This is a genomic window from Microbacterium sp. CGR1 (assembly GCF_051062835.1).
In the GTDB taxonomy this organism is placed as follows: domain Bacteria; phylum Actinomycetota; class Actinomycetes; order Actinomycetales; family Microbacteriaceae; genus Microbacterium.
This window is the reverse complement of record NZ_JAOTPG010000001.1, coordinates 1,685,169-1,711,031: the sequence shown is the minus strand read 5'-3', so window position 1 is coordinate 1,711,031 and position 25,863 is coordinate 1,685,169. Positions and strand designations below refer to the sequence as shown.

Annotated in this window: 26 protein-coding genes; 20 read left to right on the top strand and 6 right to left on the bottom strand. The window is 68.7% G+C overall.

Going from position 1 to position 25,863, the window contains the following annotated elements:
* Window positions 1-9: 9 nt before the first annotated feature.
* A complete protein-coding gene (locus OD997_RS08520; RefSeq protein ID WP_434331185.1) occupies window positions 10-990 on the bottom strand; it encodes an oxidoreductase in 981 nt (326 codons plus the stop codon).
* 49 nt (window positions 991-1,039) lie between these two features.
* Here OD997_RS08520 and OD997_RS08515 point away from each other — a divergent pair, with 49 nt between their 5' ends.
* Complete coding sequence (locus OD997_RS08515) at window positions 1,040-1,441, top strand: MerR family transcriptional regulator (protein ID WP_434331184.1); 402 nt, start codon at window positions 1,040-1,042, stop codon at window positions 1,439-1,441.
* 1 nt (window position 1,442) lies between these two features.
* On the opposite strand, the gene OD997_RS08510 is transcribed toward OD997_RS08515, so the two are convergent.
* Window positions 1,443-2,111 (bottom strand): DsbA family protein, encoded by a 669-nt coding sequence (locus tag OD997_RS08510; RefSeq protein WP_434331183.1) that lies wholly within the window; start codon window positions 2,109-2,111, stop codon window positions 1,443-1,445.
* Between the two features lie 81 nt (window positions 2,112-2,192).
* Window positions 2,193-2,615, bottom strand: coding sequence for a hypothetical protein (locus OD997_RS08505; RefSeq protein WP_434331182.1), 423 nt, complete (start codon window positions 2,613-2,615; stop codon window positions 2,193-2,195).
* Window positions 2,616-2,715: 100 nt separating this feature from the next.
* Between OD997_RS08505 and OD997_RS08500 the strand changes: the two genes are divergently transcribed.
* From OD997_RS08500 to OD997_RS08490, 3 genes are read left to right on the top strand one after another with little or no spacing between them, the layout of a single operon-like run.
* Entirely contained in the window at window positions 2,716-3,069 is a 354-nt protein-coding gene (locus tag OD997_RS08500) for a PLDc N-terminal domain-containing protein (RefSeq protein WP_434331181.1), read from the top strand.
* A gap of 14 nt (window positions 3,070-3,083) precedes the next feature.
* Window positions 3,084-4,730: a 2-succinyl-5-enolpyruvyl-6-hydroxy-3-cyclohexene-1-carboxylic-acid synthase gene (menD, locus tag OD997_RS08495; RefSeq protein WP_434332357.1), complete on the top strand. Its 1,647-nt coding sequence runs from the start codon at window positions 3,084-3,086 to the stop codon at window positions 4,728-4,730.
* A 44-nt stretch (window positions 4,731-4,774) separates the two neighbouring features.
* Complete coding sequence (locus OD997_RS08490; protein ID WP_434331180.1) at window positions 4,775-5,617, top strand: polyphosphate kinase 2 family protein; 843 nt, start codon at window positions 4,775-4,777, stop codon at window positions 5,615-5,617.
* Window positions 5,618-5,633: 16 nt separating this feature from the next.
* On the opposite strand, the gene OD997_RS08485 is transcribed toward OD997_RS08490, so the two are convergent.
* Window positions 5,634-6,890, bottom strand: coding sequence for an isochorismate synthase (locus tag OD997_RS08485; RefSeq protein ID WP_434331179.1), 1,257 nt, complete (start codon window positions 6,888-6,890; stop codon window positions 5,634-5,636).
* Between the two features lie 59 nt (window positions 6,891-6,949).
* On the opposite strand from OD997_RS08485, the gene OD997_RS08480 reads away from it, so the two are divergent.
* From OD997_RS08480 to OD997_RS08455, 6 genes are all read left to right on the top strand, one after another.
* Window positions 6,950-7,513: a hypothetical protein gene (locus OD997_RS08480; protein WP_434331178.1), complete on the top strand. Its 564-nt coding sequence runs from the start codon at window positions 6,950-6,952 to the stop codon at window positions 7,511-7,513.
* A gap of 56 nt (window positions 7,514-7,569) precedes the next feature.
* Complete coding sequence (locus OD997_RS08475; protein ID WP_434332356.1) at window positions 7,570-8,229, top strand: ubiquinone/menaquinone biosynthesis methyltransferase; 660 nt, start codon at window positions 7,570-7,572, stop codon at window positions 8,227-8,229.
* A 45-nt stretch (window positions 8,230-8,274) separates the two neighbouring features.
* Window positions 8,275-9,336, top strand: a complete 1,062-nt coding sequence (locus OD997_RS08470; protein WP_056312913.1) for a polyprenyl synthetase family protein — start codon at window positions 8,275-8,277, stop codon at window positions 9,334-9,336.
* A 58-nt stretch (window positions 9,337-9,394) separates the two neighbouring features.
* Window positions 9,395-10,789 (top strand): FAD-dependent oxidoreductase, encoded by a 1,395-nt coding sequence (locus OD997_RS08465; protein ID WP_434331177.1) that lies wholly within the window; start codon window positions 9,395-9,397, stop codon window positions 10,787-10,789.
* 62 nt (window positions 10,790-10,851) lie between these two features.
* The gene (locus OD997_RS08460; protein WP_434331176.1) at window positions 10,852-11,886 is read left to right on the top strand and encodes a hypothetical protein; all 1,035 of its coding nucleotides are present in this window, start codon (window positions 10,852-10,854) and stop codon (window positions 11,884-11,886) included.
* 28 nt (window positions 11,887-11,914) lie between these two features.
* On the top strand, window positions 11,915-12,925 hold the full coding sequence (locus OD997_RS08455) for an alpha/beta hydrolase (RefSeq protein ID WP_434331175.1): 1,011 nt from the start codon (window positions 11,915-11,917) through the stop codon (window positions 12,923-12,925).
* Between the two features lie 28 nt (window positions 12,926-12,953).
* On the opposite strand, the gene OD997_RS08450 is transcribed toward OD997_RS08455, so the two are convergent.
* Both OD997_RS08450 and OD997_RS08445 read right to left on the bottom strand, forming a co-directional pair.
* Window positions 12,954-13,589: a GntR family transcriptional regulator gene (locus OD997_RS08450; protein ID WP_434331174.1), complete on the bottom strand. Its 636-nt coding sequence runs from the start codon at window positions 13,587-13,589 to the stop codon at window positions 12,954-12,956.
* A gap of 435 nt (window positions 13,590-14,024) precedes the next feature.
* On the bottom strand, window positions 14,025-14,513 hold the full coding sequence (locus tag OD997_RS08445; protein ID WP_434331173.1) for a YajQ family cyclic di-GMP-binding protein: 489 nt from the start codon (window positions 14,511-14,513) through the stop codon (window positions 14,025-14,027).
* 186 nt (window positions 14,514-14,699) lie between these two features.
* On the opposite strand from OD997_RS08445, the gene OD997_RS08440 reads away from it, so the two are divergent.
* The 10 genes from OD997_RS08440 (at window position 14,700) to OD997_RS08395 (ending at window position 25,725) form a co-directional block, all read left to right on the top strand.
* A complete protein-coding gene (locus OD997_RS08440) occupies window positions 14,700-15,911 on the top strand; it encodes a sugar ABC transporter substrate-binding protein (protein WP_434331172.1) in 1,212 nt (403 codons plus the stop codon).
* A 66-nt stretch (window positions 15,912-15,977) separates the two neighbouring features.
* The gene (locus OD997_RS08435) at window positions 15,978-17,582 is read left to right on the top strand and encodes an ABC transporter permease subunit (RefSeq protein ID WP_434331171.1); all 1,605 of its coding nucleotides are present in this window, start codon (window positions 15,978-15,980) and stop codon (window positions 17,580-17,582) included.
* A gap of 1 nt (window position 17,583) precedes the next feature.
* A complete protein-coding gene (locus OD997_RS08430; protein ID WP_434331170.1) occupies window positions 17,584-18,516 on the top strand; it encodes a sugar ABC transporter permease in 933 nt (310 codons plus the stop codon).
* Window positions 18,517-18,577: 61 nt separating this feature from the next.
* A complete protein-coding gene (locus OD997_RS08425) occupies window positions 18,578-18,730 on the top strand; it encodes a hypothetical protein (RefSeq protein ID WP_434331169.1) in 153 nt (50 codons plus the stop codon).
* 148 nt (window positions 18,731-18,878) lie between these two features.
* Window positions 18,879-19,901: an ABC transporter gene (locus OD997_RS08420; RefSeq protein ID WP_434331168.1), complete on the top strand. Its 1,023-nt coding sequence runs from the start codon at window positions 18,879-18,881 to the stop codon at window positions 19,899-19,901.
* A gap of 8 nt (window positions 19,902-19,909) precedes the next feature.
* Window positions 19,910-20,401: a hypothetical protein gene (locus tag OD997_RS08415; RefSeq protein WP_434331167.1), complete on the top strand. Its 492-nt coding sequence runs from the start codon at window positions 19,910-19,912 to the stop codon at window positions 20,399-20,401.
* A gap of 59 nt (window positions 20,402-20,460) precedes the next feature.
* On the top strand, window positions 20,461-21,108 hold the full coding sequence (locus OD997_RS08410) for a spermidine/putrescine ABC transporter substrate-binding protein (RefSeq protein WP_434331166.1): 648 nt from the start codon (window positions 20,461-20,463) through the stop codon (window positions 21,106-21,108).
* Between the two features lie 143 nt (window positions 21,109-21,251).
* Entirely contained in the window at window positions 21,252-21,728 is a 477-nt protein-coding gene (locus OD997_RS08405) for a DUF2975 domain-containing protein (RefSeq protein ID WP_434331165.1), read from the top strand.
* Window positions 21,728-21,949 (top strand): helix-turn-helix domain-containing protein, encoded by a 222-nt coding sequence (locus OD997_RS08400; RefSeq protein WP_434331164.1) that lies wholly within the window; start codon window positions 21,728-21,730, stop codon window positions 21,947-21,949. The genes OD997_RS08405 and OD997_RS08400 overlap by 1 nt, the downstream gene beginning before the upstream one ends.
* A complete protein-coding gene (locus tag OD997_RS08395; RefSeq protein ID WP_434331163.1) occupies window positions 21,946-25,725 on the top strand; it encodes an SCO7613 C-terminal domain-containing membrane protein in 3,780 nt (1,259 codons plus the stop codon). The genes OD997_RS08400 and OD997_RS08395 overlap by 4 nt, the downstream gene beginning before the upstream one ends.
* The last annotated feature ends 138 nt before the right edge of the window (window positions 25,726-25,863 follow it).

Genomic DNA, 25,863 nt, shown 5'->3' with positions numbered 1-25,863 from the left:
AGCCATCGCTCAGGCGAAGGCGTCGACGCCCGTCCTGCTGACCGAGAGCGCCCACAGCCGCTCGGCGGCTTCGGGGTCGATCGCCCATTCCTTCACCCCGCCGCTGGTCATGTCGCTGTGATCGGGTGTGACGATCCTCTTGATCGAGCAGTCCTCGCAATACGCGCCGCTACGCTCGATCAGCGCCGCGGCGGTCGCGGCCCAGAGTCCTGTGGAGGCGCCTTCAGCCGGCGTCTTGAAACGCGGATTCGGGGTGCCGTCGTCGTCGATCCAGCCGCGGGAGAGCAGCTCCTCGCGGGGAACATGCCGCTGCAGCTCGGTCATGATCCCTCCGGGGTGAACCGAGAAGGCGAGGATGCCGCGATCGGCGCCGCGTCGTGCGAGGCCCACCGCGAACAGCGCGTTCGCTGTCTTCGACTGCCCGTACGCGACCCACGGGTCGTAGGGCGTCGTCGCGAAGTCGATGTCGTCGAACCGCACGGGGGAGCGGAAGTGCCCGCCGGATGAGTAGGAGATCACGCGGGCGTGGTCTGACAGCTGGTCGGCCACGCCGCCGACCAGCGCGAAGTGACCCAGGTGATTGGTGCCGAACTGCGACTCGAAGCCTTGCGCCGTGTGACCGAACGGGGTGGCCATGATGCCGGCGACGTTCAGCACGAGGTCGATCGTCTGACCGTCGCGGCGCACGGACTCCGAGAAGGCCGCCACAGAGTCGAGGTCGCCGAGATCGGTGCCGCGCACCTCTGCCGCAGCGATCCCGTCGAGCGCCTTCTGCGCCGCGTCCACACGCCGTGCAGGAACGATCACACGCACACCGGCATCGGCGAGCGCGCGCACCGTCTCGAGACCGAGGCCGGAGTACCCGCCGGTGACGATCGCGGTCTTGCCGGCGAGGTCCGTGCCCGCGATCACCTCGGCGGCGGTGGAGCGGTAGCCGAACTCTGACGAGAGCGGCTGCTGGCGGGCGATCATGTCGAGAGGAGCTGTCATGATTCGACCGTACGATCTAGAGTGCACTCGAAGTCAAGGAGGAGTCCTCGTGGTTGATGTCGTCGACACGACGCGCACGTTCAGCATCGGCGAGCTCGCGCGCCTGGCGGGCGTGAGCGTGCACACCCTGCGCTGGTACGAGGCCGAGGGCCTGTTTCCGCGTGATGTCCCCCGCACGTCCGGCGGACGGCGGGTGTACGCGCACGATTCGCTCGCCTGGCTCGCTCTGCTGGGGCGGCTCCGCGAGTCCGGGGCCCCGATCGCGCTCCTGCGCGAATACGCCGCCCTCGTGCGCGCAGGCAGCGGCAATGAGGCCGAGCGACTCGCCCTGCTGCGTGCGCACGAACGTGCACTCGATGCGCAGATCGAGTCGCTGATCGCCTGTCGACAGGTGATCCACGACAAGGCCAGCGGCTATCAGGAGGTGCTCGTCGCGCGCGGGCTCCTCTGACTCAGCCGTTCACGGCTTTCTCGTTCACGGCCTTCTCGATCGCCGCTTCGAGGTCGCCCCAGGCTTGCAGCACCACGAGCTCGCCGTCGATGAAGAAGCTGGGGGTGCTGCGCACGCCGAGCTTCTCACCGTCGCTCTTGTCGGCCTGCACTCGCGCGAGCGTGGCGGGGTCGGCGACGGCAGCGTCGTAGGCCGCCATGTCGAGTCCGAGGTCTGCGGCGAATCCGCGGAACACCTCCGGAGTCTCCTGAGGCTGCTCGCCCCACTGCGACTGCGTCTCGAACAGGCGGTGGTACATGTCCTCGAACCGGTCCTGCTGCGCGGCGGCCTCGGCGGCGAGCGCGGCCTGGGTGGAGTTGATGTGACCCGGCAGGGGGAAGTACCGCACGACGTACGTGATGTCGCCCGCGTACTGCGCGCGCAGGTCTTCGACGATCGGATAGAACGCGCCGCACGCCTCGCACTCGAAGTCGAGGAACTCGACGACGGTGACGGCATCCGCTCCACCCTCGTCGAGCACGTGCGAGTCGGTGCGGACGGTCTGCAGCTTCTCGCCCTCGGGCGGAGCAGGATCCGCGGCGCGCTGCGACATCGCGAAGACGATGCCGACGATGGCGAGGAAGATGGCTGCGGCGATGGCGATCAGGGTCGCCTTGACAGGGGTCTTCATGGGGTTCTCCAACGGGTGATATCAGGCAGGGATGAGGATGCCGCGGTGCGGCCGGGGTTGCCGAACGACGGCGTGCCTGATTCAGGTGCGGGAGAGCGAGAGCTGAGTGAGCGTGAGTGCGGGCACGTGCAGGCGAGGGCCGGCGCGTGTCGGAGCGGATGCCACGAACCCGCGGCTCCCCACGAGGAGGGGTGCGGTGCGGCCGAAGCGCAGGAACAGCAGCACGAGCAGGATGCAGCACAGGGCGGCGACGGCAGCCGTTCCGGCGTCGGACGACACCGCGTCCACGACCGTGACTCCGCCCTCGTGATGGCCGGAGGTCGATGCCGCGGCAGCGGACACACCGGGTGCGAGGCACAGGGTGGCATGCGCATCGGCCTTGCCATGAGACGTCGACCACGCACCGATGACCAGCAGCAGGACGAGGCCGAGGGCGAGAGCGATCCGGAGGACCAGCATCCGCTCGGCACCGTGCTGTCGCAGGCGCATCGACGGGGTGGGCATGATCCGCGCAGTCTAACAATCGGGTGTCGGAATGGGCTCTGAGCCCTCGTCACGCCGCCGTGGCCGATCCACCTCCCGTTCACCCGCCTACACTGGAGGGGTGGCGAGACTGTTGATCGTAGGCGGGTTCCTGGCAGCCATCTTCTGGGTGTACAGCATCGTCGACTGCGCCGTCCAGCCGCCGTCGCGGCACCGCGGAGTGCGCAAGGCGATCTGGATCGTCATCGTCATCCTCATCCCGGTCATCGGTGGGATCCTCTGGTTCACGATCGGCCGCCGCCGCGCGGACGACAACGCGGGCGAGATCCGCATCGTCGCTCCCGACGACGACCCCCAGTTCCTGCGCAGCATCAGCAAGAGCGAGCAGGATGCCCGCATCCGCCGCCTCGAAGAGGAGCTCGCGCGGCTCGAGGACGAGACCGACGACGGCCCCGCGCCGGACCCGCGTCCGTGACGGCATCGCCGGCGATGGATGCTGCGGCATCGCTGATCGCCGACTTGATCGCCCACGGAGTACGCGATCTCGTCCTCTCACCCGGCTCCCGCTCGCAGGCACTCGCGCTCGCCGCGGTGCACGCCGCGAATCAGGGGCATCTGCGTGTGCACGTGCGCATCGACGAGCGCGTCGCGGGATTCACCGCTCTCGGCCTCTCGCGTGAGACCGGGGTTCCCACTCCGGTGCTCTGCACCTCGGGCACGGCCGCCGCGAACCTGCTGCCCGCCGCGATGGAGGCGTTCCACTCCGGCGTGCCTCTGCTGCTGCTGACCGCCGACCGGCCGCCCGAGCTCCGTGGCGTCGGCGCGAACCAGGCGACCATCCAGCCTGGCCTGTTCGGAGCCTGGGTGCGCGAGCAGATCGACGCCCCCGTGCCGGGCGACGGCGACTGGTCGGGTCTCGCCGAACCCGCCGTCGCGGTGGCGCTGGGGGCGGATGCCGCGCACGGCCTGCCCGGAGTCGCCGGCCCCGTGCACCTGAACCTGCCCTCTCGCGAACCGCTCTCGGGCGAGATCCCCGCGCTCGAGATCGCTCCGGGCGACGCACCGACGGCTCCTGTCGCCGAGTCGCTCGTGCTCGATCGCGGCCCGCGAACCGTCGTGATCGCCGGCGCGGACGCCGGAGCGGATGCCGAGGAGATCGCTCACGCAGGATCCTGGCCGCTGATCGCCGAGATCGTCAGCGGCGCCCGCTTCGGTCGTCAGATCGTGCACGGCTACCGGGCGCTGCTGAGCGACGACGACCTCGGCGGGCGCATCGAGCGGGCGGTGGTGCTCGGGCATCCGACGCTCAGCCGAGAGGTGACACGACTGCTGTCACGCGCTGACGTCGACGTGATCGCCGTGCGTCGAGGCGGCGAGGCGCTGAATCTCAACGGACGCACGACCTCCGCGGCATCCGTCTCTGTGGTGCCCGGAACCGCAGATCGCGAATGGCTCGGGGCCTGGCTCACGGCATCCGCAGCGCACACCGTCGATCTCAGCGAGCGCGCGCCCGATCAGGACGGACTCGCCTCCAGCGACTTCACCGCTCGTCGCGATGCCGTGAAGGCCGAGCTCGCAGCCGTGCGTCGCCCCCTCGACCGCGCACTGCTCGCCGACGCCGTATGGCGGGCGACCTGGCCGCACGACCGCCTCGTGTTCGGCTCGTCGCGCCTGGTGAGGGTCGCCGATGAGGTGCTCGGCGGCAAGAAGGTTCCGGTGCACGCCAATCGCGGACTCGCGGGGATCGATGGCACGATCGCCACCGCGACGGGCATCGCCCTGGCGAGTCAGGCGGGCGGGGCTCCCGGAGTCACCCGGGTGCTGCTGGGCGACCTCGCGTTCCTCCACGATGTGGGCGCGCTGCTGCTGCCGCCAGACGAGGACGAGCCGCGGCTGCAGGTCATCGTCGGCAACGACGGCGGCGGAACGATCTTCGACGGACTCGAGGTGGCAGCGACGGCTGATCGCGCCGACCTCGACCGCGCCTTCTACACACCGCACAGCGTGCGTCTCGAGAAGCTCGCCCTCGCCTACGGCTGGGAGTACCAGCGCGTCACGACCCGCACTGCCCTCGACCAGGTGCTCACAACCCCCGCCGGCGGGCGCCAGCTGATCGAGGTTCCGCTCACCCGCTGACCCGTTTTTCACGCGGTGCGAGTGCGCAGTGGCAGGATGAACGCATGACAGCGCATGAGTGGGCCAAGACCCTGCAGGTCGGCGACGGATTCCGTCTCGCGGACGTCGATCCCGAGAGCACTCCCGGCTATCACGGGGCCAAGGCAGACGGTGCGCGCGACCTCGCCGCGGGCCTGCACGAACTCAACCAGCTGCAGGAGCGACTGTTCGCCGAGAGCCGGGTGGGCGTGGCGAAGGACTCGGTGCTGCTGATCCTGCAGGCCATGGACTCGGCGGGCAAGGGCGGCATCGTGCGTCACGTCGTCGGCGGAGTCGACCCCCAGGGTGTGGCGCTGTCGGCGTTCAAGGCGCCGACCGATGAGGAGCTCGCTCACGACTTCCTCTGGCGCGTCACGCCTCGTCTGCCCGAACCGGGGTTCATCGGCGTCTTCGACCGCTCCCACTATGAAGACGTGCTCATCGGTCGGGTGCGCTCACTGGCTCCCGCCGACGAGATCGAGCGTCGCTACGACGCGATCAACGCTTTCGAGGCCGACGCCGCGGCATCCGGCATCCGCATCATCAAGGTGATGCTGCACATCTCGCCCGACGAGCAGAAGGCCCGCCTGATGGAGCGCCTCGAGCGTCCGGACAAGTACTGGAAGTACAACCCGGGCGATGTCGACGAGCGGCTGCTGTGGGACGACTACATGGACGCGTATCAGACCGTGTTCGAGCGCACCTCGACGACCGTGGCGCCGTGGCATGTGATCCCGGCCAACCGCAAGTGGTTCGCCCGTCTCGCGGTGCAGGAGCTGCTGCTCGATGCGCTGCAGGGCATCGATCCGCAGTGGCCAGAGGCGACCTTCGACGTCGAGGCAGAGAAGAAGCGCCTCGCCGCGAGCTGATTGCGGGAGAGTGCCCTCAGGCGAGGGCGTCGACCAGGGGGCGGAACTTGACTCGGGTCTCGAGCATCTCGGACTCGGGGTCCGAGCCCGTGACGATGCCGGCGCCCGCGTACGCGGTGACGGTGATGTCGGTGGTGGCGGGGGAGAACTGCGCGCAGCGCAGAGCGATCGCCCACTCGCCGTTGCCCGCGGCATCCACCCATCCGACCGGACCCGCGTAGCGGCCTCGGTCGAACGGCTCGAGTTCGCGGATCGCCGCGATCGCCGCAGAGGTCGGGGTGCCTGCGACGGCGGCGGTGGGATGCAGAGCGCCGACGAGGTCGAGCGATGAGCCGCCGTCGGCGAGCTCTCCCTCGACGTCGGTCGCCAGATGGAAGAGGTTCGGCAGCTTCAGCAGGAACGGCTGCTCGCTCGCCGCGAGCACCCGGGTGTGCGGACGAAGAGAGGCGAGCACGCTCTGCACGGCGTACTCGTGCTCGTCGAGATCCTTCGTGCTGGACGCCAGATGAGCGGATGCCACGGTGTCGGCGTCCGCATCGGCTCCGCGTCCGATGGTTCCGGCCAGCACGCGCGCGGTCACGGTGCGCTGCTGCACGGTGACGAGGGTCTCGGGGCTCGCGCCGATCAGTCCGTCGACGGCGAACGCCCATGTGTCGGGGTACCCGGTCGACAGCGCTCGCACGAGACGGCGCAGGTCGGACCCTGACGGGATGCTGCCGGTGAGGTCGCGTGCGAGCACGACCTTGCTGAGCTCGCCGTCCGCGATGCGACCGAGGGCCTGCCGTACGGAATCCTGATAGCCCTGCGGGCTCTGAGCCCCGGGACCCACGGTGCCTGCCCAGTGCGGGCCGTATTGGCGAGTCGCCGCCTCGTCCGCCGTCGCGAGGGAGGAAGCGGAGGAGCGGATGCGGGTGAGCCAGGTGCGCCCGCTGTGACGCCCGATCACGAGTGATGGCACGATCAGCACGCTGTCGGCCGTGGAATCCTCGTCGAACGTCAGCGCCCCGAAGGCGACCAGGCCCGAGCCGGGGAGTCCGAGTTCGTCGTCGACCTCGGCATCCTGCGCGAGCTCTCGCCAGGCGTCGGCGATCGCGGCGGAGCGCAGCGGCGCTGTGCCTGCCGACACGCTGATGGTCTCGACGACCCCGTCGCCCACGGCGACGATCCCGTCACCACGGCGCAGCCAGGCGAGGGGCCGCGCCGGGTCGGCGAATGCCAGGAGATCCTCGACCGGATCGATCTCACGGGTCTCCACGACCAGCCTGCTGCTCACCCCTCCAGCCTAGTTCTTCGGTCAGGAGGAAGGTCCGGTGCGCGGCCTACGCTGAAAGTATGAGCGATGCGCGACCCGCCCCCGGCACCGAGATGATCTTCCAGTGGCGCAAGTGGGACGGATCCCCGCACTGGCGGCACGAGTGCGTGTACCTCGGTGCCGACGAGTGGGGTGACTGGCTCGGGCAGCCCGCCGGCTGGCACAGCGCACGCCCCGGGGCATCCTTCGTCACGGCCGGTCCGAACGTGACCCTGGTGCCGCGGCAGGCCGACTACGCGCTGACGGTCAACCGCGACCACCCCAAGGCCATGCGCATCTACATCGACATCGGCTGGGACGTGCGCTGGTCGGACGACCCCCTGCTGGCTGTGGGCATCGACATGGATCTCGACGTGGTCCGCGTCGACGGCGACCGCGGGATCTGGGTCGACGACCGCGACGAATGGGAGGAGCACAGCGCGCAGTACGGGTATCCGCCAGAGATCATGACGAGGCTCGAAGCGCTGGCGCTCGACCTCGAGCAGCGTGTGCGCGACCGGACCGCGCCGTTCGACGATGCGACGGGGGATCTCTGGCTCGACCGCCTCGAAGCGCTGCACCTCGCGCCTAGACTGGACTCGTGACCTCGAACGAAGCAAACCGCGCCGATCTCGGCAAGGACCCCGCCCGCGTCAGCGGCATGTTCGACCAGGTCGCGGCCGGCTACGACCGCACCAACACGGCGATGACGGTCGGCAACGACGCACTGTGGCGCGCGGCCACGACCCGCGCCGTCGCCCCGAAGCCCGGCGAGAAGATCCTCGACCTCGGAGCGGGAACGGCGTCGTCGTCGGCATCTCTCGCGCGCAGCGGAGCAGAGGTCGTCGCCGCCGACTTCTCGCCCGGCATGCTCGCCGAGGGGCAGCGTCGTCACGGCAGCATCCGCAATCTCTCGTTCGTCCAGGCGGATGCAACGGATCTGCCGTTCGCCGACGGGGAGTTCGACGCGGTCACGATGTCCTATGCGCTCCGCAACGTGAACGACCCGAAGAAGGCGCTGCGCGAGCTGCTGCGCGTGACCAAGCCCGGCGGGCGCCTCGTGATCAACGAGTTCTCCACTCCTCCCGGTTCCGTGTTCCGCGCCGCGTACCGGTTCTACAACTCGCAGGTGCTGCCCCGCGTGGCGCGCGTCGCCGGCACCAACGGCGACGCCTACGACTACCTGAACGAGTCGATCCGCGACTGGCCCGATCAGAAGAAGCTCGCGGTATGGATCCGCGAAGCCGGCTGGACCGAGGTCGAGTACCGCAACCTCTCCTTCGGCATCGTCGCGCTCCACCGGGCGTTCAAGCCTGCGTGAACACCGCGCGCGAACCCGTACGTCTGACGAAGGTAGGCTGAGCACGTGACTTCGAGCCGCGTAGCCCCGGGTTCGCGACTGGCGAGCCGTCTCGGTTTCAGCGACCGTGTCTTCATCGGCACCGCTGGGCGACGCATCGCTCAGGCGATCGAAGACGGCCTAGAGCTCGTCGAGACCGGGCTCGCCGACGACGTGCGCGTTGCCGATCCTCTGGCAGACGCTGCGAGCCGGTATCTCTACGAGGCCGGGGGCAAGCGCATCCGCCCCGTGCTCACGCTGCTCGCCGCCCAGCTCGGCGACGGCAACACCGAGAAGGTGATCGACGTCGCCAAGGCGCTCGAGATCACCCATCTCGGCTCGCTGTACCACGATGACGTCATGGACGGCGCCGACCGCCGCCGCGGTGTGCCTGCGGCGCAGACCGTCTGGGGCAACAACATCGCCATCCTCACCGGCGACATCCTGTTCTCGCGTGCAAGCCAGCTGATGTCGCGCCTGGGGGAGCGGGCCATCCGCCTGCAGGCCGACACGTTCGAGCGGCTCGTCCTCGGTCAGATGCACGAGACGATCGGCGCCCAGCCCGACGACGACCCCATCGAGTTCTACATCCAGGTGCTCGCTGATAAGACCGGCTCCCTGATCGCCGCGGCGACCCAGGGCGGTGTGATCTTCTCGAATGCCCCGTCGGAGTACGAGGAGCCGCTGCGCGTGTACGGCGAGAAGATCGGCGTCGCCTTCCAGCTGCTCGACGACGTGATCGACCTGTCGGCGAAGCCCGAGGACACCGGCAAGGTGCCGGGCACCGATCTGCGGGCCGGCGTCCCGACCATGCCCTACCTGCTGCTGAAGGCCGAGTCCGATGAGGCCTCGATCGACCTCGCGGCTCGCATCGACGACGGGGTCGCCCGCATCGCCGAGGGTGAGGACCCTGCGATCCTCGACGGACCGCTCACCGAGCTCCGCGACCACGTCGGCACTCAGAAGACTCTCGCGCTCGCGCATTCCTGGACCCAGGATGCGATCGACGCGCTCGCCCCGCTTCCGCGAGGCACCGTGCGCGAAGCGCTCACCCGCTTCGCAGAGACCCTCGTCGAACGCTCCAGCTGAGCGTGTCGCGGCCCTCGGCCGCGTACGCCGGGCGTGACGGCATACGAAAGGACCCCTTATGACCAAGCTCAGACTGGCCATCGTCGGAGCGGGCCCCGCCGGCATCTATGCCGCCGACATCCTGCTGAAGGCCGAGCGCAAGTTCGACGTCTCGATCGACCTCTTCGAGCAGCTCCCCGCGCCCTACGGGCTCGTGCGCTACGGCGTCGCCCCCGATCACCCGCGCATCAAGGGCATCATCAACGCCCTGCGCGATGTGCTCGATCGCGGTGACATCCGCCTGTTCGGCAACGTGCGTTTCGGCGAGGACATCACCCTCGACGACCTGAAGAAGCACTACAACGCGGTGATCTTCGCCACCGGCGCGATCCGCGACACCACGCTCGACATCCCCGGCATCGACGCGGTCGGCGCCTACGGTGCAGCGGACTACGTGAGCTGGTTCGACGGTCACCCCGACGTGCCGCGCGAGTGGCCGCTGGATGCCGCATCCGTCGGCGTGCTGGGCAACGGCAACGTGGCGCTCGATGTCGCGCGGATGCTGGCGAAGCACGCCGAGGATCTGCTGGTCACCGAGGTTCCCGACAATGTCTACGAGGGACTCAAGGCGAGCGCGGTCACCGACGTCCACGTGTTCGGACGCCGCGGGCCCGCCCAGGTGAAGTTCACCCCTCTCGAGCTGCGTGAGCTCGGCGAGCTGCGCGACGTCGACATGGTCGTCTACGACGAGGACTTCGACTACGACGACGCGTCGAAGGATGCCGTCGCCAGCAACAAGCAGGTCATGGTCATCGACCGCATCCTGCAGTCGTGGCGCAAGCGCCCGTCGGTCAACGACGCCAGAGGCGATGCCGACAACCCCGGTGGCACCGCCTCGCGTCGTCTGCACCTGCACTTCTGGGCACGCCCGGTCGAGGTCCGCAAGGACGAGACCGGCCGGGTCGCCGCTCTCGTCTACGAGCGCACCAAGCCCGACGGGCAGGGCGGCGCTGTGGGCACCGGCGAGATGCGCGAGGTGCCGCTGCAGTCGCTGTACCGCGCGATCGGCTACTTCGGCTCGCCGCTTCCCGGTGTGCCGTTCGACAAGAAGCATGGCGTGATCCCGAACCGCGAGGGCCAGGTGCTGGCGAAGGATTCGAACCAGCAGATGACCGGAATCTACGCGACCGGCTGGATCAAGCGCGGACCGGTGGGACTGATCGGTCACACGAAGTCCGACGCCATGGAGACCGTGCGCCACATCATCAACGACCAGGGCTCGTGGTGGCACCCGGAGGATCCCTCGGAAGAGGCGATCCCCGCTCTGCTGCAGGAGCGCGGCGTCCGTTGGACCGATCTCGACGGCTGGCACCGTCTCGATGAGCACGAGGTCGCCCTCGGTGCTCCGCACGAGCGAGCCCGCGTCAAGGTCGTCCCGCGCGACGAGATGGTGCGCGTCTCCCGCGGCGAGTGACCGTCATCTGATCGTTGTCGGCGTCTCGCGTGTCGGGGCGTCGCCGTCCCTAGGCTGGGCGCATGCGACTGCGCTCTCTCCTCGTGCTCGGTACGGCCACTCTGCTTCTGGTCTCCGGATGCGCTCCTGAGCCGGCTCCGTCTCCGAAGCCGACGGCGTCCCCGTCGGCATCCGTGACGCCGACGCCCGACCCGATCGTCGATCCGGAATCGGCGTTCGACGTGACGTGCGACGATGTCGCCGCCGAGATGAGCGCGCTCGTGGGGGAGCCTGAGACGCCTGTCGAACCGGTGCTCTCGTTGCTGCCGGGGATGAGCTGGATCCCGGGACCCGCGCAGCACATGTTCCAGCGGGCGGGCGGAATCGCCTGTTCTGCGGGTGTGACGTATGAGCGCAGCTGGGAGGTCGTGCTCGTGCCGGGCGCGGAGGCCGTGATCGCGGGTGCGACCGAGCGACAGGGCTACCGGGGCGAGCAGGCGCGCTGTGAAGACGGGTCCTGCTCGTTCGAGTTCCCCGACGGGGACGTGCTGCTCACCGCTACTGTGTACGAGCCCGGACTCGGGAGCGCGGACACCGCACGGATGGAAGAGACGATGCGGCGTCTCGTCGCGTCGGCCGCCTCGACTCTCCACGAGGTCGAGTACCTCGACAGCGAGATCGTCGGCACCCCGTGCGAGCGGTTCATCACCGAGCAGGAGGTGAACACGCTGTTCGGCGTGTCGGATGCGCGGCTCATCACCGACTTCGGAGGGTGGAGCATCCCCGCAGAGGTGTACGAATACGTGAACGGATCGCGGATCTGCTATTTCCGGACTTCGGCGAGCGAATACGAAGGGGCGGCGTACCTGATGCTCACCATGCTCCCGGCGGGGGCATGGGCGTTCGAGAAGCTCGACGCCGCACCGGTTGAGGTCGAGGGAGCATATGCGGCCAAGGCGAGCTCCGGAGAGTACGGCGAGAACATCCTCGACGTGCGGGTGGGCATCGACTGGCTCAGATTCGTGACCTACGACAACGGCTCGGGGGCGGCTGATCCTGCTGCTCTCGCAACGACGGCTGTGCGCAATCTCACGGTCGGACACACCGCTCCGCAGTAGTCGGGGAGGGGTCGGCTAGCCTGGCCGCATGCCTGAGTGGACAGCGGACGTGCTCGGTGACGAGTTCGAGCAGCTGACGCTCGAGCTCGCTGCCGACGACGAGGGGCCTGTCGTCGCCACGCTCGTGCGGGCTCTGCCCCACGTGCAGGCATGGTGGGAGCGTCTACGGGGCAGCCGCCGCCTGCTCGAGGACATCGACGTGCTGTACGTGCACGGGTGGTCGGACTACTTCTTTCAGAAGCGGCTCGCGCGGTTCTGGACGGCGCGGGGCGCGCGCTTCTACGCGCTCGACCTGCGCAAGTACGGGCGCAGCCTGCGCGACGGCCAGACGCCCGGCTACATCACCGACCTGGCGGCCTATGACGAGGACATCGCCGCTGCCCTCGGGGCGATGGGGCGGGGCGCCGAAGGCACGACATCCGCCCGTCGTCTCGTGCTGCTGGGGCACTCCACCGGAGGGCTCACGCTGAGCCTGTGGGCGTCGCGACACCCGGACACCGCGGCCGCCGTGATCCTGAACAGCCCCTGGTTGGAGTTCCAGGTCGCGTCGGCGCGGCCGTTGATCGCGCCGGTGGCGGAGCTGCAGGCGCGCTGGGCCCCTCGGGAGGTCGCCCCGCAGGTTGATCTCGGCTTCTACACGCGCGCGCAGCAGGAGGTCGCGGATCCCGACGACCCCGTTGAGGTCAACCTCCTCTGGCGACCGGCGCAGACGATGGCCGTGCACGCCGGGTGGTTCCACGCCGTGCTGTCGGGGCACGCCGCGGTCGCAGCCGGCCTGTCGATCGATGCACCCGTCTGCGTGCTGCTCTCTGCCCGCTTCGCGCCTCCTACCCGGTGGTCAGAGGACCTCACCCGAGCAGACTCGGTGCTGGTGGTCGACGACATCGCCCGCGCAGCGCTCAAGCTCGGACCGTCGGTCACCGTCGAGCGCATCGACGGTGCGCTGCACGACGTCTTCCTCTCTCGCCATGAGGCGAGAGAGGAAGCGTATCGCCGCCTCGACAGGTGGGTCAGAGGATGGTCGGCAGCGCGCCGATGATGATCAGGCGCCGCGCCTCACCGCTCGATCAGACGTAGTGCATCTGGCGGACGAGGCGCTCGGCCTCGTCTGCATCACCGCTCAGCACCGCGGCCCGGAAGTCCCGATAGACCTGGAGCATGCGCTCTCGGTCGCTCTCGGGGACGTTCCATCCCCGCAGATTGCGGAACAATGCCAGGCTCGCGTCGTTGATCAGCACCTGGTGCTGGACGTTGCGGCTGCGCTCGCTGAGAAACGAGAACACCGACCACCGCGTGTTCGAGATGTGCACATCGTCGTCGAGCCCGATGTACATCTCCTCGACGAGCGCCGCGAGGCTCTCTCGTTCCTGTTGTGTCATCCTGGCGACGCCCATACGCGCCGCCATTCCCGCCTGGTATCCGGCGAACTCGAGAGTCTGCTCCACGGTCTCCGGTGTGACCGCGGTGACCTCGGTGTATCTGCTCGGGTACATCGTCACGAGACCGAGGCGCTCGAGGCGCTGTAACGCCTCTCGCACCGGAGTCCGCGACACATGCAGCTCTTCGGCCACATCGACATCGCGGATGCGATGCCCTGGTTCCAACACGCCGTTCACGATCTGCGCGCCGATGTGCTGGAACACCTCCTCTGCCAGAAGCTGCTTGCTTTCTCGGATACTCGTCATCGAGTTGTTGCTGTTCATGGACCGCCCCCAGTTACTTTCCAGATCCGGGCCCCCCATGATGTGCCCGGACGGCCACTACATCACGAAGTAGATCGCGATGCCAACAATCCACAGGCGCATTTCTCGGCAGGCGCATGGGCACTCGCCGGCAGTGCGTGATCTCGGGATTTGGTACAGAAGATTTTCTGTGGCCGGCGAGTGTTCAGAACACTCGCCGGCCACAGACGATGGCGTGCACGGAGCTGACTGCGCCCAGTCCCCACAAGGCGGGAACCGCGATCCGCGAAGCGCGGAACCGTGGTTCGGCAGCGCGTCATGCATCGCCGCATCGTCTGTCGCATCGGGACGCGACTCAGTCCAGTCTCGGGCACCCGCACCCATATATCAGAATGCGATTGGCGGGCACAGCGAAGGGGACGGAGGCCGAGCATCCGTCCCCTTCGTCCTCCGGGCTCAGCGGTAGTTGATGAACTGCAGGTCGAGGTCGAGGTCAGCGCCCTTGAGCAGTGCGATCACCGACTGCAGATCGTCACGGCTCTTGGACTGCACGCGCAGCTCGTCGCCCTGGATCTGGCTCTTCACGCCCTTCGGGCCCTCGTCGCGGATGAGTTTGTTGATCTTCTTCGCGTTCTCCGACGAGATGCCGTCCTTGAGCGAGGAGGTGATGCGGAACTCCTTGCCGCTCGCGAACGGCTCGCCGGACTCCAGGCTCTTGAGCGAGATGCCGCGCTTGATGAGCTTGGTCTGGAAGACGTCGAGAACGGCGTTCGCCCGCTCCTCGGTGCCGGCGATGATCAGGATCTGCTCGCCGCTCCAGGCGATCGACGCGCCGGTGCCCTTGAAGTCGTAGCGCTGCTCGATCTCCTTGCGCGCCTGGTTGAGGGCGTTCTCGGCCTCCTGGTGATCCACTTTCGAGACGATGTCAAAGGAACTGTCAGCCATGAGCAAAGTGTATCGATAGCAGTGTTCTCCTGCGCCTTTGGAAGCGTTTCCACAACGATCCGGTCAGAGGGGCCCGGTCACAGCTTGATATCGACGCGGGTCTCCGTTGCGATTCTCGCCGATCTCGTTGCATACTGTAAGCGCTTGCAGTCCTGCAGGTCACAGCATTCAGAGAGGCACACACCAATGAAGGTGAACAAGAGGGGCATCGTTGCCGCCGGAGCCATCGCGCTCGTTTCGACTCTTACCCTTGCCGGTTGCTCGACCGGCACCGACGGCGGCGACTCGTCGTCCGACGGTGAGAGCAGCGGCACGCTGACGGTCTGGGTCGACGCGGAGCGCGTCGACGCGCTGCAGAGCGCCGCCGACTCCTACGAGGACAAGACCGGGGTCAAGGTCGAGCTCGTCGGCAAGTCGGTCGACGACATGAAGGACGACTTCATCCAGCAGGTTCCGACCGGCAAGGGCCCTGATGTGGTCATGGGTGCGCACGACTGGCTGGGCGAGCTGTCGACGAACGGCGTCGTGGCGCCCCTCGAGCTCGGCGACTCGTCGTCCGACTACCTTCCCGTCGCCCTCCAGGCGGCGACGTACGACGGCACGGTCTACATGCTTCCGTACGCGGTCGAGAACATCGCCGTGCTGCGCAACGCCGACATGGTCCCCGAAGCCCCCACGAGCTTCGACGACATGGTCGCCAAGGGCACGTTCGTCGTCGAGCAGGGCACCGAGGGCAACCCGTACCACCTCTACCCGTTCCAGACGGCGTTCGGTGCTCCCGTCTTCGGCACCGACGACTCGGGCAGCTACGACTCGGCCGACCTCCAGCTCGGCAGCGCGGGCGGCACGGCATTCTCCGACTGGCTCGCAGCGCAGGGCGCAGCGGGCACGCTGAACACCGACATCGACGGCGAGATCGCCAAGCAGCAGTTCCTCGACGGCACCGCGGCCTTCTGGCTGACCGGTCCGTGGAACGTCGGAGCGGCCACCGAGGCGGGCATCAACGTCGCGATCGATCCGATCCCCAGCCCCACGGGTGAGACAGCCTCGCCGTTCGCCGGCGTGAAGGGCTTCTTCGTGAGCTCCGAGTCCAAGAACAAGGTCGCCGCGAACGACTTCCTCGTCAACTACATCGGCACCGAAGAGGTCCAGCTCGAGCTCTTCAAGGCCGGCAACATCCTCCCCGCCCTGACCGCGGCCGCCGACTCCGCGGCATCCGACCCGATCATCGCCGGCTTCCAGGCCGTCGGTGCCGACGCCGTGCCGATGCCCGCCATCCCGGCGATGGGTGCGGTCTGGGAGTTCTGGGGCGTCGCCGAGGCGGCGATCATCAACGGCTCGGATCCGGCGACGACGTGGCAGAAGCTCGTCGACGACGTGACCGCGGCGATCAAGTAACACACCCAGCACCATCCCTGCCGGGGCGGACGTCGTCCGCCCCGGCAGCTCGACGACGGGGACGAGATGACAGAACTCGCTGAGCCCACGGCTCCACTCACCACGCGCCAGCGCCAGGCGGCGAAGATCGCCGAGGCCGCATCCGGACCCATCGGCTGGATGCTGCTCAAGATCCTGCTGCTGGCGGTCGTCGACGCGATCGCCCTCTATGCGGCGTTCGTGCTCTTCGGCCAGCAGGAGTGGCTGGTGCTCGGCATCGTCGTCGCCGTCACCGTGCTGGTCAACTACATCTACTTCTCGCGCAGGCGGGTGCCGGCGAAGTACCTGACGCCCGGGATCATCTTCCTGATCGTCTTCCAGGTGTTCACGCTGCTCTACACGGGGTACATCGGCTTCACGAACTACGGCACCGGCCACAACGGCACGAAGGATCAGGCGATCTCCTCGCTCCTCGCCTCCGCCCAGGAGCGGGTCGAGGATTCCCCCACCTACCCGGTGACGGTCGTCGAGCAGCTCGGCACCTACGGCCTTCTCGTGACCGACCCCGATTCCGGTGACGCCCTGCTCGGCACGGCCGAGCAGCCGCTGCAGGAGGTCGACGCCGACTTCGAGGGCGGCCAGGCTGTGGCCGTCGACGGGTGGACGACGCTCCCGCTCGCAAAGGTCTTCACCCTGTCCGAGCAGCTCGAGAAGCTCTCGGTGCCGTTCAGCGACGACCCGAACGACGGCAGCCTGCGCGCCCCCGACGGGCAGAAGGGGTATCTCTACGTCTCGACCCTCGAGTACGACGCGGATGCCGACACCATCACCGACACCACGACCGGCACGGTCTACACCGACACCGGCGAGGGGGCGTTCACCGCCGAGAACGGCGAGGCGCTGCTGCCCGGCTGGCAGACGACGGTCGGCTTCGACAACTTCGTGCGGGCGGTCGCCGACGAGTCCATCCGCGGTCCGCTGATCTCGGTGACGATCTGGACCTTCGTGTTCGCCCTGCTGTCGGTCGCGACCACGTTCTTCCTCGGCTTGCTGCTCGCCCTCGTCTTCAACAACACGCGGATGCGGTTCCGCAACGGCTATCGGATCATCCTGATCCTCCCGTACGCGTTCCCCGCCTTCCTCTCCGCCCTCGTCTGGGCCGGGATGATGAACGAGAGCTTCGGATTCATCAACCAGGTGATTTTCGGGGGAGCGGACATCCCGTGGCTCACCGATCCGACGCTCGCGAAGGTGTCGGTGCTGCTGGTCAACCTCTGGCTCGGGTTCCCCTACATGTTCCTCGTCTGCATGGGCGCACTGCAGGGCATCCCCGAGGACGTCAACGAGGCGGCGGTGATGGACGGCGCGAACCCGTGGCAGGTCTTCCGTCGCATCAAGCTGCCGCTGCTGCTCGTGACCGTGGCTCCACTGCTGATCTCGTCGTTCGCGTTCAACTTCAACAACTTCAACCTGATCTACATGCTCACCAAGGGCGGACCGCGGTTCGACGACGTGAGCATCCCGGTCGGGCACACCGACATCCTGATCTCGATGGTCTACAAGGTGGCGTTCACGGGCCAGACCCGCGACTACGGCCTCGCATCCGCGTTCACGATCCTGATCTTCATCGTGGTCGCGACGATCTCGATCATCAGCTTCCGCAAGACCAAGGCCCTCGAGGAGCTGAACTGACATGAGCACCACGGACACTCGCGCCGCCGCCCCCGCCGCCCCCGTCGCGGTCGAGCGGAATCTCGGCCCCCGTCGCCGCTCCTTCGGCGGCTGGTTCGCAGACACCGGATGGCGACATGTCGTCGCCATCGTCGTCAGCGCGTTCGCGCTGTTCCCCCTGCTGTACGTCGTGTCGGCATCGCTGAACCCGCGCGGAACGCTGACGGGGTCCAATCAGCTGTTCTCCGCCTTCGGATTCGACAGCTACGTGCGCATCCTCAGCGACCCCCAGAATCCCTACGGACTGTGGTTCCTGAACACGCTGGTCATCGCCGTCGTCACCGGCGCCGTGACCGTCTTCATCGGCGCGCTCGCGGCATATGCCTTCTCGCGCATGCGATTCGCCGGACGTCGAATCGGGCTCGTCACGATCGTCGTCGTGCAGATGTTCCCGCAGTTGCTCGCCGTGGTCGCGATCTTCCTGCTCATGTCGACACTGGGGGACTGGTTCCCGGCCATCGGACTCAACACGCACACGGGTCTGATCCTCGTCTACCTCGGCGGCGCGCTCGGTGTGAACACCTACCTGATGTACGGCTTCTTCAACACGCTGCCCATGGAGCTCGACGAAGCCGCGCGCATCGACGGCGCAGGTCACGCCCGCATCTTCTTCACGATGATCCTGCCGCTGGTGGCGCCGATCCTCGCGGTCGTCGCCCTGCTGTCGTTCATCGGCACGGTCAACGAGTACGTGATCGCGAGCGTCATGCTCGTCGACGTCGAGCAGCAGACGCTGGTCGTCGGTCTCACGAAGCTCGTGGCCAACCCGCGCTACGCGGACTGGTCGGCGTTCTCGGCGGGAGCTGTGATGGCCGCCATCCCGGTGATGATCCTCTTCCTCTTCCTGCAGCGCTACATCGTCGGCGGGCTCACGGCGGGTGCGACGAAGGGCTGATCGGCGCGGATCCTCGGCGTTGCGACACGGTGGTTCGATCTGCCGGTCGTAGCGTGGAGGCATGGCACGGGTCGCAGGGCGCAACGTGGCGATCAGCTGGATCGCCGGTGTGCTGTGCACCGGCGTCGTGGGCGCTCTGATCTGGTTCGCGATCCCGATCATGCCCGCGGTGGCCTCTCTCGTCGGAGACACCCTTCGATCCACGCTGCCCTGACTCCCCGACTCCTCGATTCGCTCACGCGTCGCGGGTGCGCGGATATCCGCACGGACATGGGCTGAGCGACACGTCGGCACGCCTCCGGCAGTGGGCGCAGGGGCGGCGGTAACCTCGCAGAGCACACTTCCGATGAGAGGCGCACCCCATGAGTGACCCCGAGGTTCCACAGCCCGAGCGGCCGAAGGACGTCAACGACGTCGTCGACAGCGCGAACGCTGGACTCGACGCCGCCGCCGCAGCGGGTGCAGGTGTCTCCGGCACGCCCGCCGACACCACCGACCCTGCTGACGTGAAGCCGGCTGCGACGACGACACCTGCCGTCGACCCCGACCTCGCCGCGTTCGAAGCGGCCGAGAACGAGCACCCCGGCACCTTCGCCACGCGGGAGCTGAACGACCCCAAGTACCTGGATGACGACAAGGGCGCCACCACGACGTCCTGGAACACCGATGCCGACGCCACCGCGGCCTACACGCCGCCAGTCGCACACGAGCAGTCGGCTCTGGCCGGTGCCGCGTACTCATCGGTCGATGACACCGAGACGCGCATCGTCCCGTCGGAGCCCGCAGTCGCCGAGCCCATCATCGCCCCGCCCCTGCAGCAGCAGCCGATCTTCGTGCAGGCTCCCGAGCCGCCCCGCGAGCGCGGCAACCGTGGCACGGCGGGTGCCATCGGTCTGCTCGCCACCGTAGCCTTCGCCATCCTCTACCTCGGCGCCACGCTCGGCCTCGGTGCTTTCGCCGGCGACGTCACGGGCGAGAACATCGCTGAGTCGGCTCTCGCGCCGCTCACCACGTGGGGCTACTGGGTTCCCGTCGTGGTGTTCTTCCTGGGCTTCTGGCTGCTCGGCGCTTTCATCAACCGCGGTCGCTGGGGCCTCTGGGTGGTCTTCGGCATCATCGTCGGTCTGATCGCCTACGGCGGGCACATCCTCGGAGCTCTGTTCGAGGCGCCGTTCTGGCTGCTCAGCGCGCGTGAGGGCAACGAGCTCGTCGGCGCGCAGCTCTTCCACCCCCTCGCGATCGCCGCGTTCGTATTCGCTCGCGAGCTGACGATCTGGTTCGGTGCGTGGGTCGCACGCAGCGGAGCCCGCAAGACCGAGCTGAACGCCGAGGCGCAGCGCGAGTACGAGCGCACGCTCGAGGCCGGCCCGACGCTGTCGAGGTAGTCACGAACATGTCATCGCCGAACCCCCGTGGACCCGAGTCCGCGGGGGTTTCGGTCGTCCTGGCGTTGGTGCTCGCGGCGATCAGCTTCTTCGCCCTCGCCGTCTTCGGCCTCGGTGCGGTGAGCGTGGCGACCGACAGTGACATCATCTCGGTCCCCGGTCTCGGTCAGGTGCCGGGGGCTGCGGGCATGCTGGTCGCCGTGGTCGTCTTCGCTCTGACCCTCTGGTTCGCTCTGCGGCGATCGCACCCGACTTTCCTCGCCGTTCCCGGCATCGCGATCGCGACGGCGCTGGCGCATCTGATCGCCGTATGGATCGGCGTGGCCACGGCGCGAGGCGATCTCATCGTCGCGACGGCCGTGGCCGGTGACCTCGTGACAGGGGGGCCGAGTGCGGTACTCGTCCTCGCCGCCGCGATCGCGGCCTGGGGTGGCGTCGCGCTCCGGCGCACGCGCGCTCAGCATCCGCAGTGGCCCTGGGAGCGCGAAGACGAGGAGTGACGCCCCGCCGTCATGCGGAAATCGCGGCGTGCGTGCCGCGCGCGCCGTACGCTCTAGGTGTGGAGCGCTCGTTGGAGACGCAGGTCGACCAGGCCGTCGAGGCCTGGCTGCGCTGGGTGCCTCGGTGGGAGCCGGCCACCCATCGAGGAAGAGTCGCGCCCTGTCGGCGGTGTCTGGGGTCGCCGATCCTCTCCGCGGCGGGTATCGGCTCGAACACGCCGCACGGCGTGCAGCACGGACTCTCGACGCGGATCAAGACCATCGTCGACCATGCCGTGGCCGAGTACACCGCCCGGAACCTGCCGATGCTGCAGCGCGAGCTCGACCAGCAGGCCGCACGCAACCGCGCACGCAGCTACCGGCCCGCCGACGGGCTCGATCCCGAGTTCGACGGTCTGCCGCTGGACCCGGAGCCGATCCCCGGGGCGCCGTTCCTGTTCACGATCGCCGGCATGGCCGACGACGTGACGGCGGACCTCCCGCCCCTCCCGCCGCTGAGTGATGAGGCGAAGGTGGCGCTGCGGCAGGAGGTCGCGCTCGCCGACGAGTACGCCAACATGGTGGGGCGCGAGATCTGCAGCATCCTGCTCCGGCACCGCATCTACATCCAGGCCGCGATCTCGCAGCATGTCGAGCCGCAGATCGAGGCGCTGCTGGCCGAGCTCACCGACTCGCTCGACTCGCCGTTCGATCCCGACCTGCCGTAGATCGCGGCAATTCCAGCGGCCACCGGTGGCCGTTGCGCCGCTGCCTGCATATCCGCTGAGAGGTCGCCGTGGGAGTGGCGACGTCGCACGCCGCTAGGTATCGTTTTTCGATAGATACCCATTGGCGATCGATAGGGCCATTCATGCATCCTCGTGTCTCCCGCGTTCTCAAGGCGCTGATCATCGTCCTGCTCGGACTGCTGCTGGCCAGCCAGACCCTGGTCATTCCGGCGGTCGCGCGCATCACTGCGATCCGCAATCCCGACGTCGCGCAACTCGAGATCCCGGGGATCATCGGTGGCGTGGTCTTCATCGGCCTCATCGAGGTGACGCTGGTGTGCATCTGGTTCCTGCTGTCCCTCGTGCAGGAGGGGCGCATCTTCCGGGTCGAGGCGTTCCGCTACGTCGACATCATCCTCGGTGCCCTCATCGCCGCGGGAGCGATCATCCTCGTCTCCTACATCGTGATCGTCGCCAGCCGCGCGGTGTCGCTTTCGCTGTCGCTGCTGGCCGTCCTCGGGATCGTCGTGAGCGCGGCCCTCGCGCTGCTTCTGGTGGTGCTCCGGGGCCTCCTGCGCAAGGCGCTCGAGCTCGAGCAGGACATGTCGGAGGTCGTCTGATGCCGATCGTCATCGACCTCGACGTGCAGCTCGCCATCAAGAAGATGAGCGTGCAGGACTTCGCGGACGCCATCGGGATCACGCCCGCGAACGTCGCGGTGCTCAAGAATGGCAGGGCCAAAGCAGTGCGGTTCACCACGCTCGAGGCGATCTGCCGCGTGCTCGAATGCCAGCCGGGCGACATCCTGCGCTGGGTCCCCGAATCGGAGGAGCAGTCATGACCGTCACATCTGTGACCCCGTCGACACCCGGTTCGCACTCGACGACCTGGGGCGAGGTGCTCGCCCTGCAGCTCCTCGACCACACGAGCTGCCCCGTGTGCCGAGGGATGCTGGACGGCGGATGCTGCGCGCGCTGCGGCTCCGACCTGCGCGGCCCCGTCGGCACCGAGGTCTGGGAGGCATCGCTCGCAGCCGCCGCGGCGCTTCGCGCTCGCGACGAGACGCTCACCCGCGTCCCGCTCGTCACCGTGCCAGCCGTATCGGCATCCGCGTCGGCATCCGCGTCGGCGGGTGCGTCGGCATCCGTCTCCGTGTCCGTCGCCGTGCCGGAGACGCCGCATGCCGGGGCGTCTGCCGAGTCGCAGCAGCCCCCTGCTCCTCCGGGCGCAGGCAGCGGTGAGAAGACCCCGGCATCGCCGCAGAGCAGTGCGACGCTCCAGTCGGTCCTCGCGACCGCCGGCGCCGGCCTGTTCGCGGTCGCCGCGATCGTCTTCACCTACTTCAACCCCGACCTCGCCGATCGTGCCCTGCGCAGCGTGATCGTCGAACTCATCACCCTGCTCTTCCTCGGCGGGGCATGGTTGCTCTCCCGGCGGGGCCTGCGCTTCTCGGCCGAAGCGGTCGGTGGTCTCGGGCTGGTGTTCGCGGGGCTCGACGTGCACGCCGTCGCACAGCTCGCAGCGCCCGGGGTGGATCCCTGGCTCACGGCCGCGGTCGTCTCCGCCGTCGCCTCGATCGTGATGCTCGGCGCCGGCAGGCAACGAGGCATCAGGGTCTGGCAGTGGACGGCGACGGTCACGCTCGCGCTGATCCCGGCGATGCTGGGAGCGGCGGGAGCGAGCTCGATCTCGGGCGTGGCTGGCGCGATCGGCGTCGCCTTCGCCGCAGCGGCCATCACCGAGTTCCTCCGGCCGCCGATGGTCGAGCGCGTCACGCTCGTGGCCGTGCAGCTGATCGCGACTGCGAGCGCACTCGTGCTCGTATGGCGGATCGACCTCGCAAGTGAGACCGCGTCGCTGATCGCCATGAGCGGGATGCTCGCCCTGATCGCGGTGCATGCCGTGATCGCGGCTCGGCGGGTGCTCGGACCTGTCTGGGCCTACGTCGCGGGTGCGGCAGGCTCAGCGGCGATCGTGCTCGTCGTGTACGCCGTCCCCGGCATCCGGGAGCTCTCGATCTCGTGGTACTTCGCGATCATCCCCGCGGCGGCCTCCGTCGCGCTCGTGCTGATCGGCGCGGTGATTCCTCTTCCTGCGCGGGTGCCGCGTGGACAGGTCGCCGGGGGAGCACTGTCCGTGCTCGCTGTGCCGGCCCTCGCTCTGCTCGCCGACGCCCTGATCACCGGCGGCACCACCGTCACCGGCTTCCTCCGGCAGAACGACGGTGCCGGTGCTCTCGGCCTCGCGGGGTGGGGCACCCCCGCCGGACTCGCGGCCGTCTGCGCCGGTCTCGCGGTCTTCAGTCGCCTCGCCCGCGATCGGGACGGCATCCGCACACTCTCCGTCCCCGCCGCGCGGGTGTCCCTCGTGTCCGGCGCACTCGCGGTGCTCGTTCTCGGCTGCGGCGGTCTGCTGGTGCTGCCTGCGGCGATCGCCGTCCTCACGGGCGCCGTCGTCGCGGTCGCGGTGGTGATGGCCCGGACGCCGGAGCATACGGCGGGCAGAGGCATCGTCCCTCTCCTACTCATCGGCGCCCACGTCTCTCTCGTCGCCTCGGTGATCGTCGCCTGGCGCGACGCATCCGCCGTCCCGCTCGCGGGCATCGCGACGCTGATCGCGCTGGGCGCCCTCGCCGCCGTGCGGCCGGTCCGACTGCGCTTCCTCTCCGTCGGCGCGGGCTTCGCGTACGGGCTGATCCTCGTCGCGACGGCGCTGGCCGAGGGCGGGGTCGGCAGCATCGCGCAGCTCTGCCTGACAGCATCCGCGGGTCTGCTCGTCGCGATCTCGGCCACGTATCTTCCGCGCATCGGCGCGAGGTCGTGGCAGGCGATCCTCGTCGTCTCCGCGGTGCCCTTCGGCATCGGAGTCCTGCAGGTCGTCGAGGAGCGCAGCGGCTGGACCGCGCTCTCCACCGGGCTGATGTTCGTCCTCGCCCTGACGCTGCTGCTCACGCGCCGACCGGGACTCACGCGCCTCGTCCGCACAGCGGCGGCAGCGATGCTCGTGCCGACCCTCGCTGTCGTCGTGGTCTGCCTCGGGGCCCAGCTGCTCGCCTCGAGCGGGTCGCCGGTCGCCCTTCCGATCGTCGCGGTGCTCGTCGCCCTCGCCCTCGCGTCGTCCTCCTCGGTTCGTGGAGTGCTCGTCGCGAGAGGGCACGCCCCGGCGACGGCCGATGCCGCACGCATCGCGATCGAATCGTCGGCACTCCTGACCGGGCTCATCGCCACAGGCCTCGCGGTCGGTCGCGAGGCGGCGGGACTCGGCACCGCGCTGATCGTGCTCCTCGTGATCGGGCTCGGCGGCGTCGCCGCCGCTCTGTTCGCCGGTCGCCGCTACGCCTGGGCCGTCGCGGGCGCATCGTTCACCGGAGCACTGTGGTGCGTCTGGGGGATCGCCGGTGTCGACCTCCTCGAGGCCTATCTGCTCCCGCCGTCCCTCGGTGCGGCGCTCGTGGCCGTGGTCGTCACGGTCCGCGGCGGTCGGGCGACCGCGCTGTTCGCCGCCGGAATGCTCGTCGCGATCGGTCCGATCCTCGCCCTCGTCGCCCTCATCGAACCCGACGCGGTCGGTCAGACGGGCGTCTCGTGGCGAGTCGGAGGACTCCTCGCCGGTGCCTGGGTGCTGCTCGCCCTCGACGCTCTGGTCCGTCGCGCCCAGCCCGGATCGAGGCTGCACCGTCTCCGCGAGCTGCGCATCCCGACCCTCATCGTGGCGGGCCTTGCGGCAGTCGTCGGACCGCTCCAGGGCATCCGCATCGGACTCGGCTGGGACTTCGCGCAGTTGCAGGGGCTGGGCCTCTTCGTCGCCTGCCTCGGCGTGAGTGCGGTGGGCGCACTGGTGCTCGCTCTCGCCGCCCGCGCGCTTCGCGCCTCGGTGGGCGTCGACTCGGCGCTGCGGAGAACGCGTTGGCTGGGGGCTCCCGCCGCACTCGCTCTCGCCGCCGGCACCTGGCCCGCTATCGAGCGGGACTGGTTCTCGATCTGGCCGATGTGGATGCTGATGCTCGGCTACCTGATCGCGACGGTCGCGACCGCACGCAGGGTGAGCGTGCGGGCGACGACCGCCCCGCCCGTGTGGTTCCTCTTCGCCATCGCCTTCGTGACCGCCGTCGTGGCGTGGAGCCCGCGTGATCTGCGAGTCGAGTGGTTCTCGCTGCCGCTGGGCGCGTTCCTGCTGGTCGCCGGCGCGCTCGCCATGCGGCGGACCGACGGCGAGAGCACGGGAGAGCGCGGCACGCTGAACAGCTGGCCCGCACGGTGGACCGGCTCCTGGGCGCTGCTCGCGCCGGGCATCGTCACGATGATGATCGCGTCGATCGTCTCGACCTTCACGGACCCGCTCACCTGGCGGGCGATCCTGGTGATGGTGCTCGCTCTGGCGGCGATCCTCGTCGGCTCGCGCAACCGCCTCGCCGCGCCTTTCCTGCTCGGCCTCATCGTGCTGCCGATCGAGAACGTCTTCGTCTTCTCGGTGCAGATCGGCCGCGGTGTCGAGTCGATGCCGTGGTGGATCACGCTGGCCGTGATGGGAGCGGTGCTCCTCATCATCGCGGTCACCGCAGAGCGTCGCACGGGAGAGGGCGGCGGAGTCGCCGCGCGGATGCGGGATCTGCGCTGATCGGATGGCGAGGATGCCGGCGCTCATTTGACCGTCACGTTACGCGGCATTACACTTGGTCAGGTGTGTGCACGTCTCGGCGTGTGCGCTGGGCGTCGGCACCATGCCGGTCCGCCCCCACGGCATACCCACCACCAC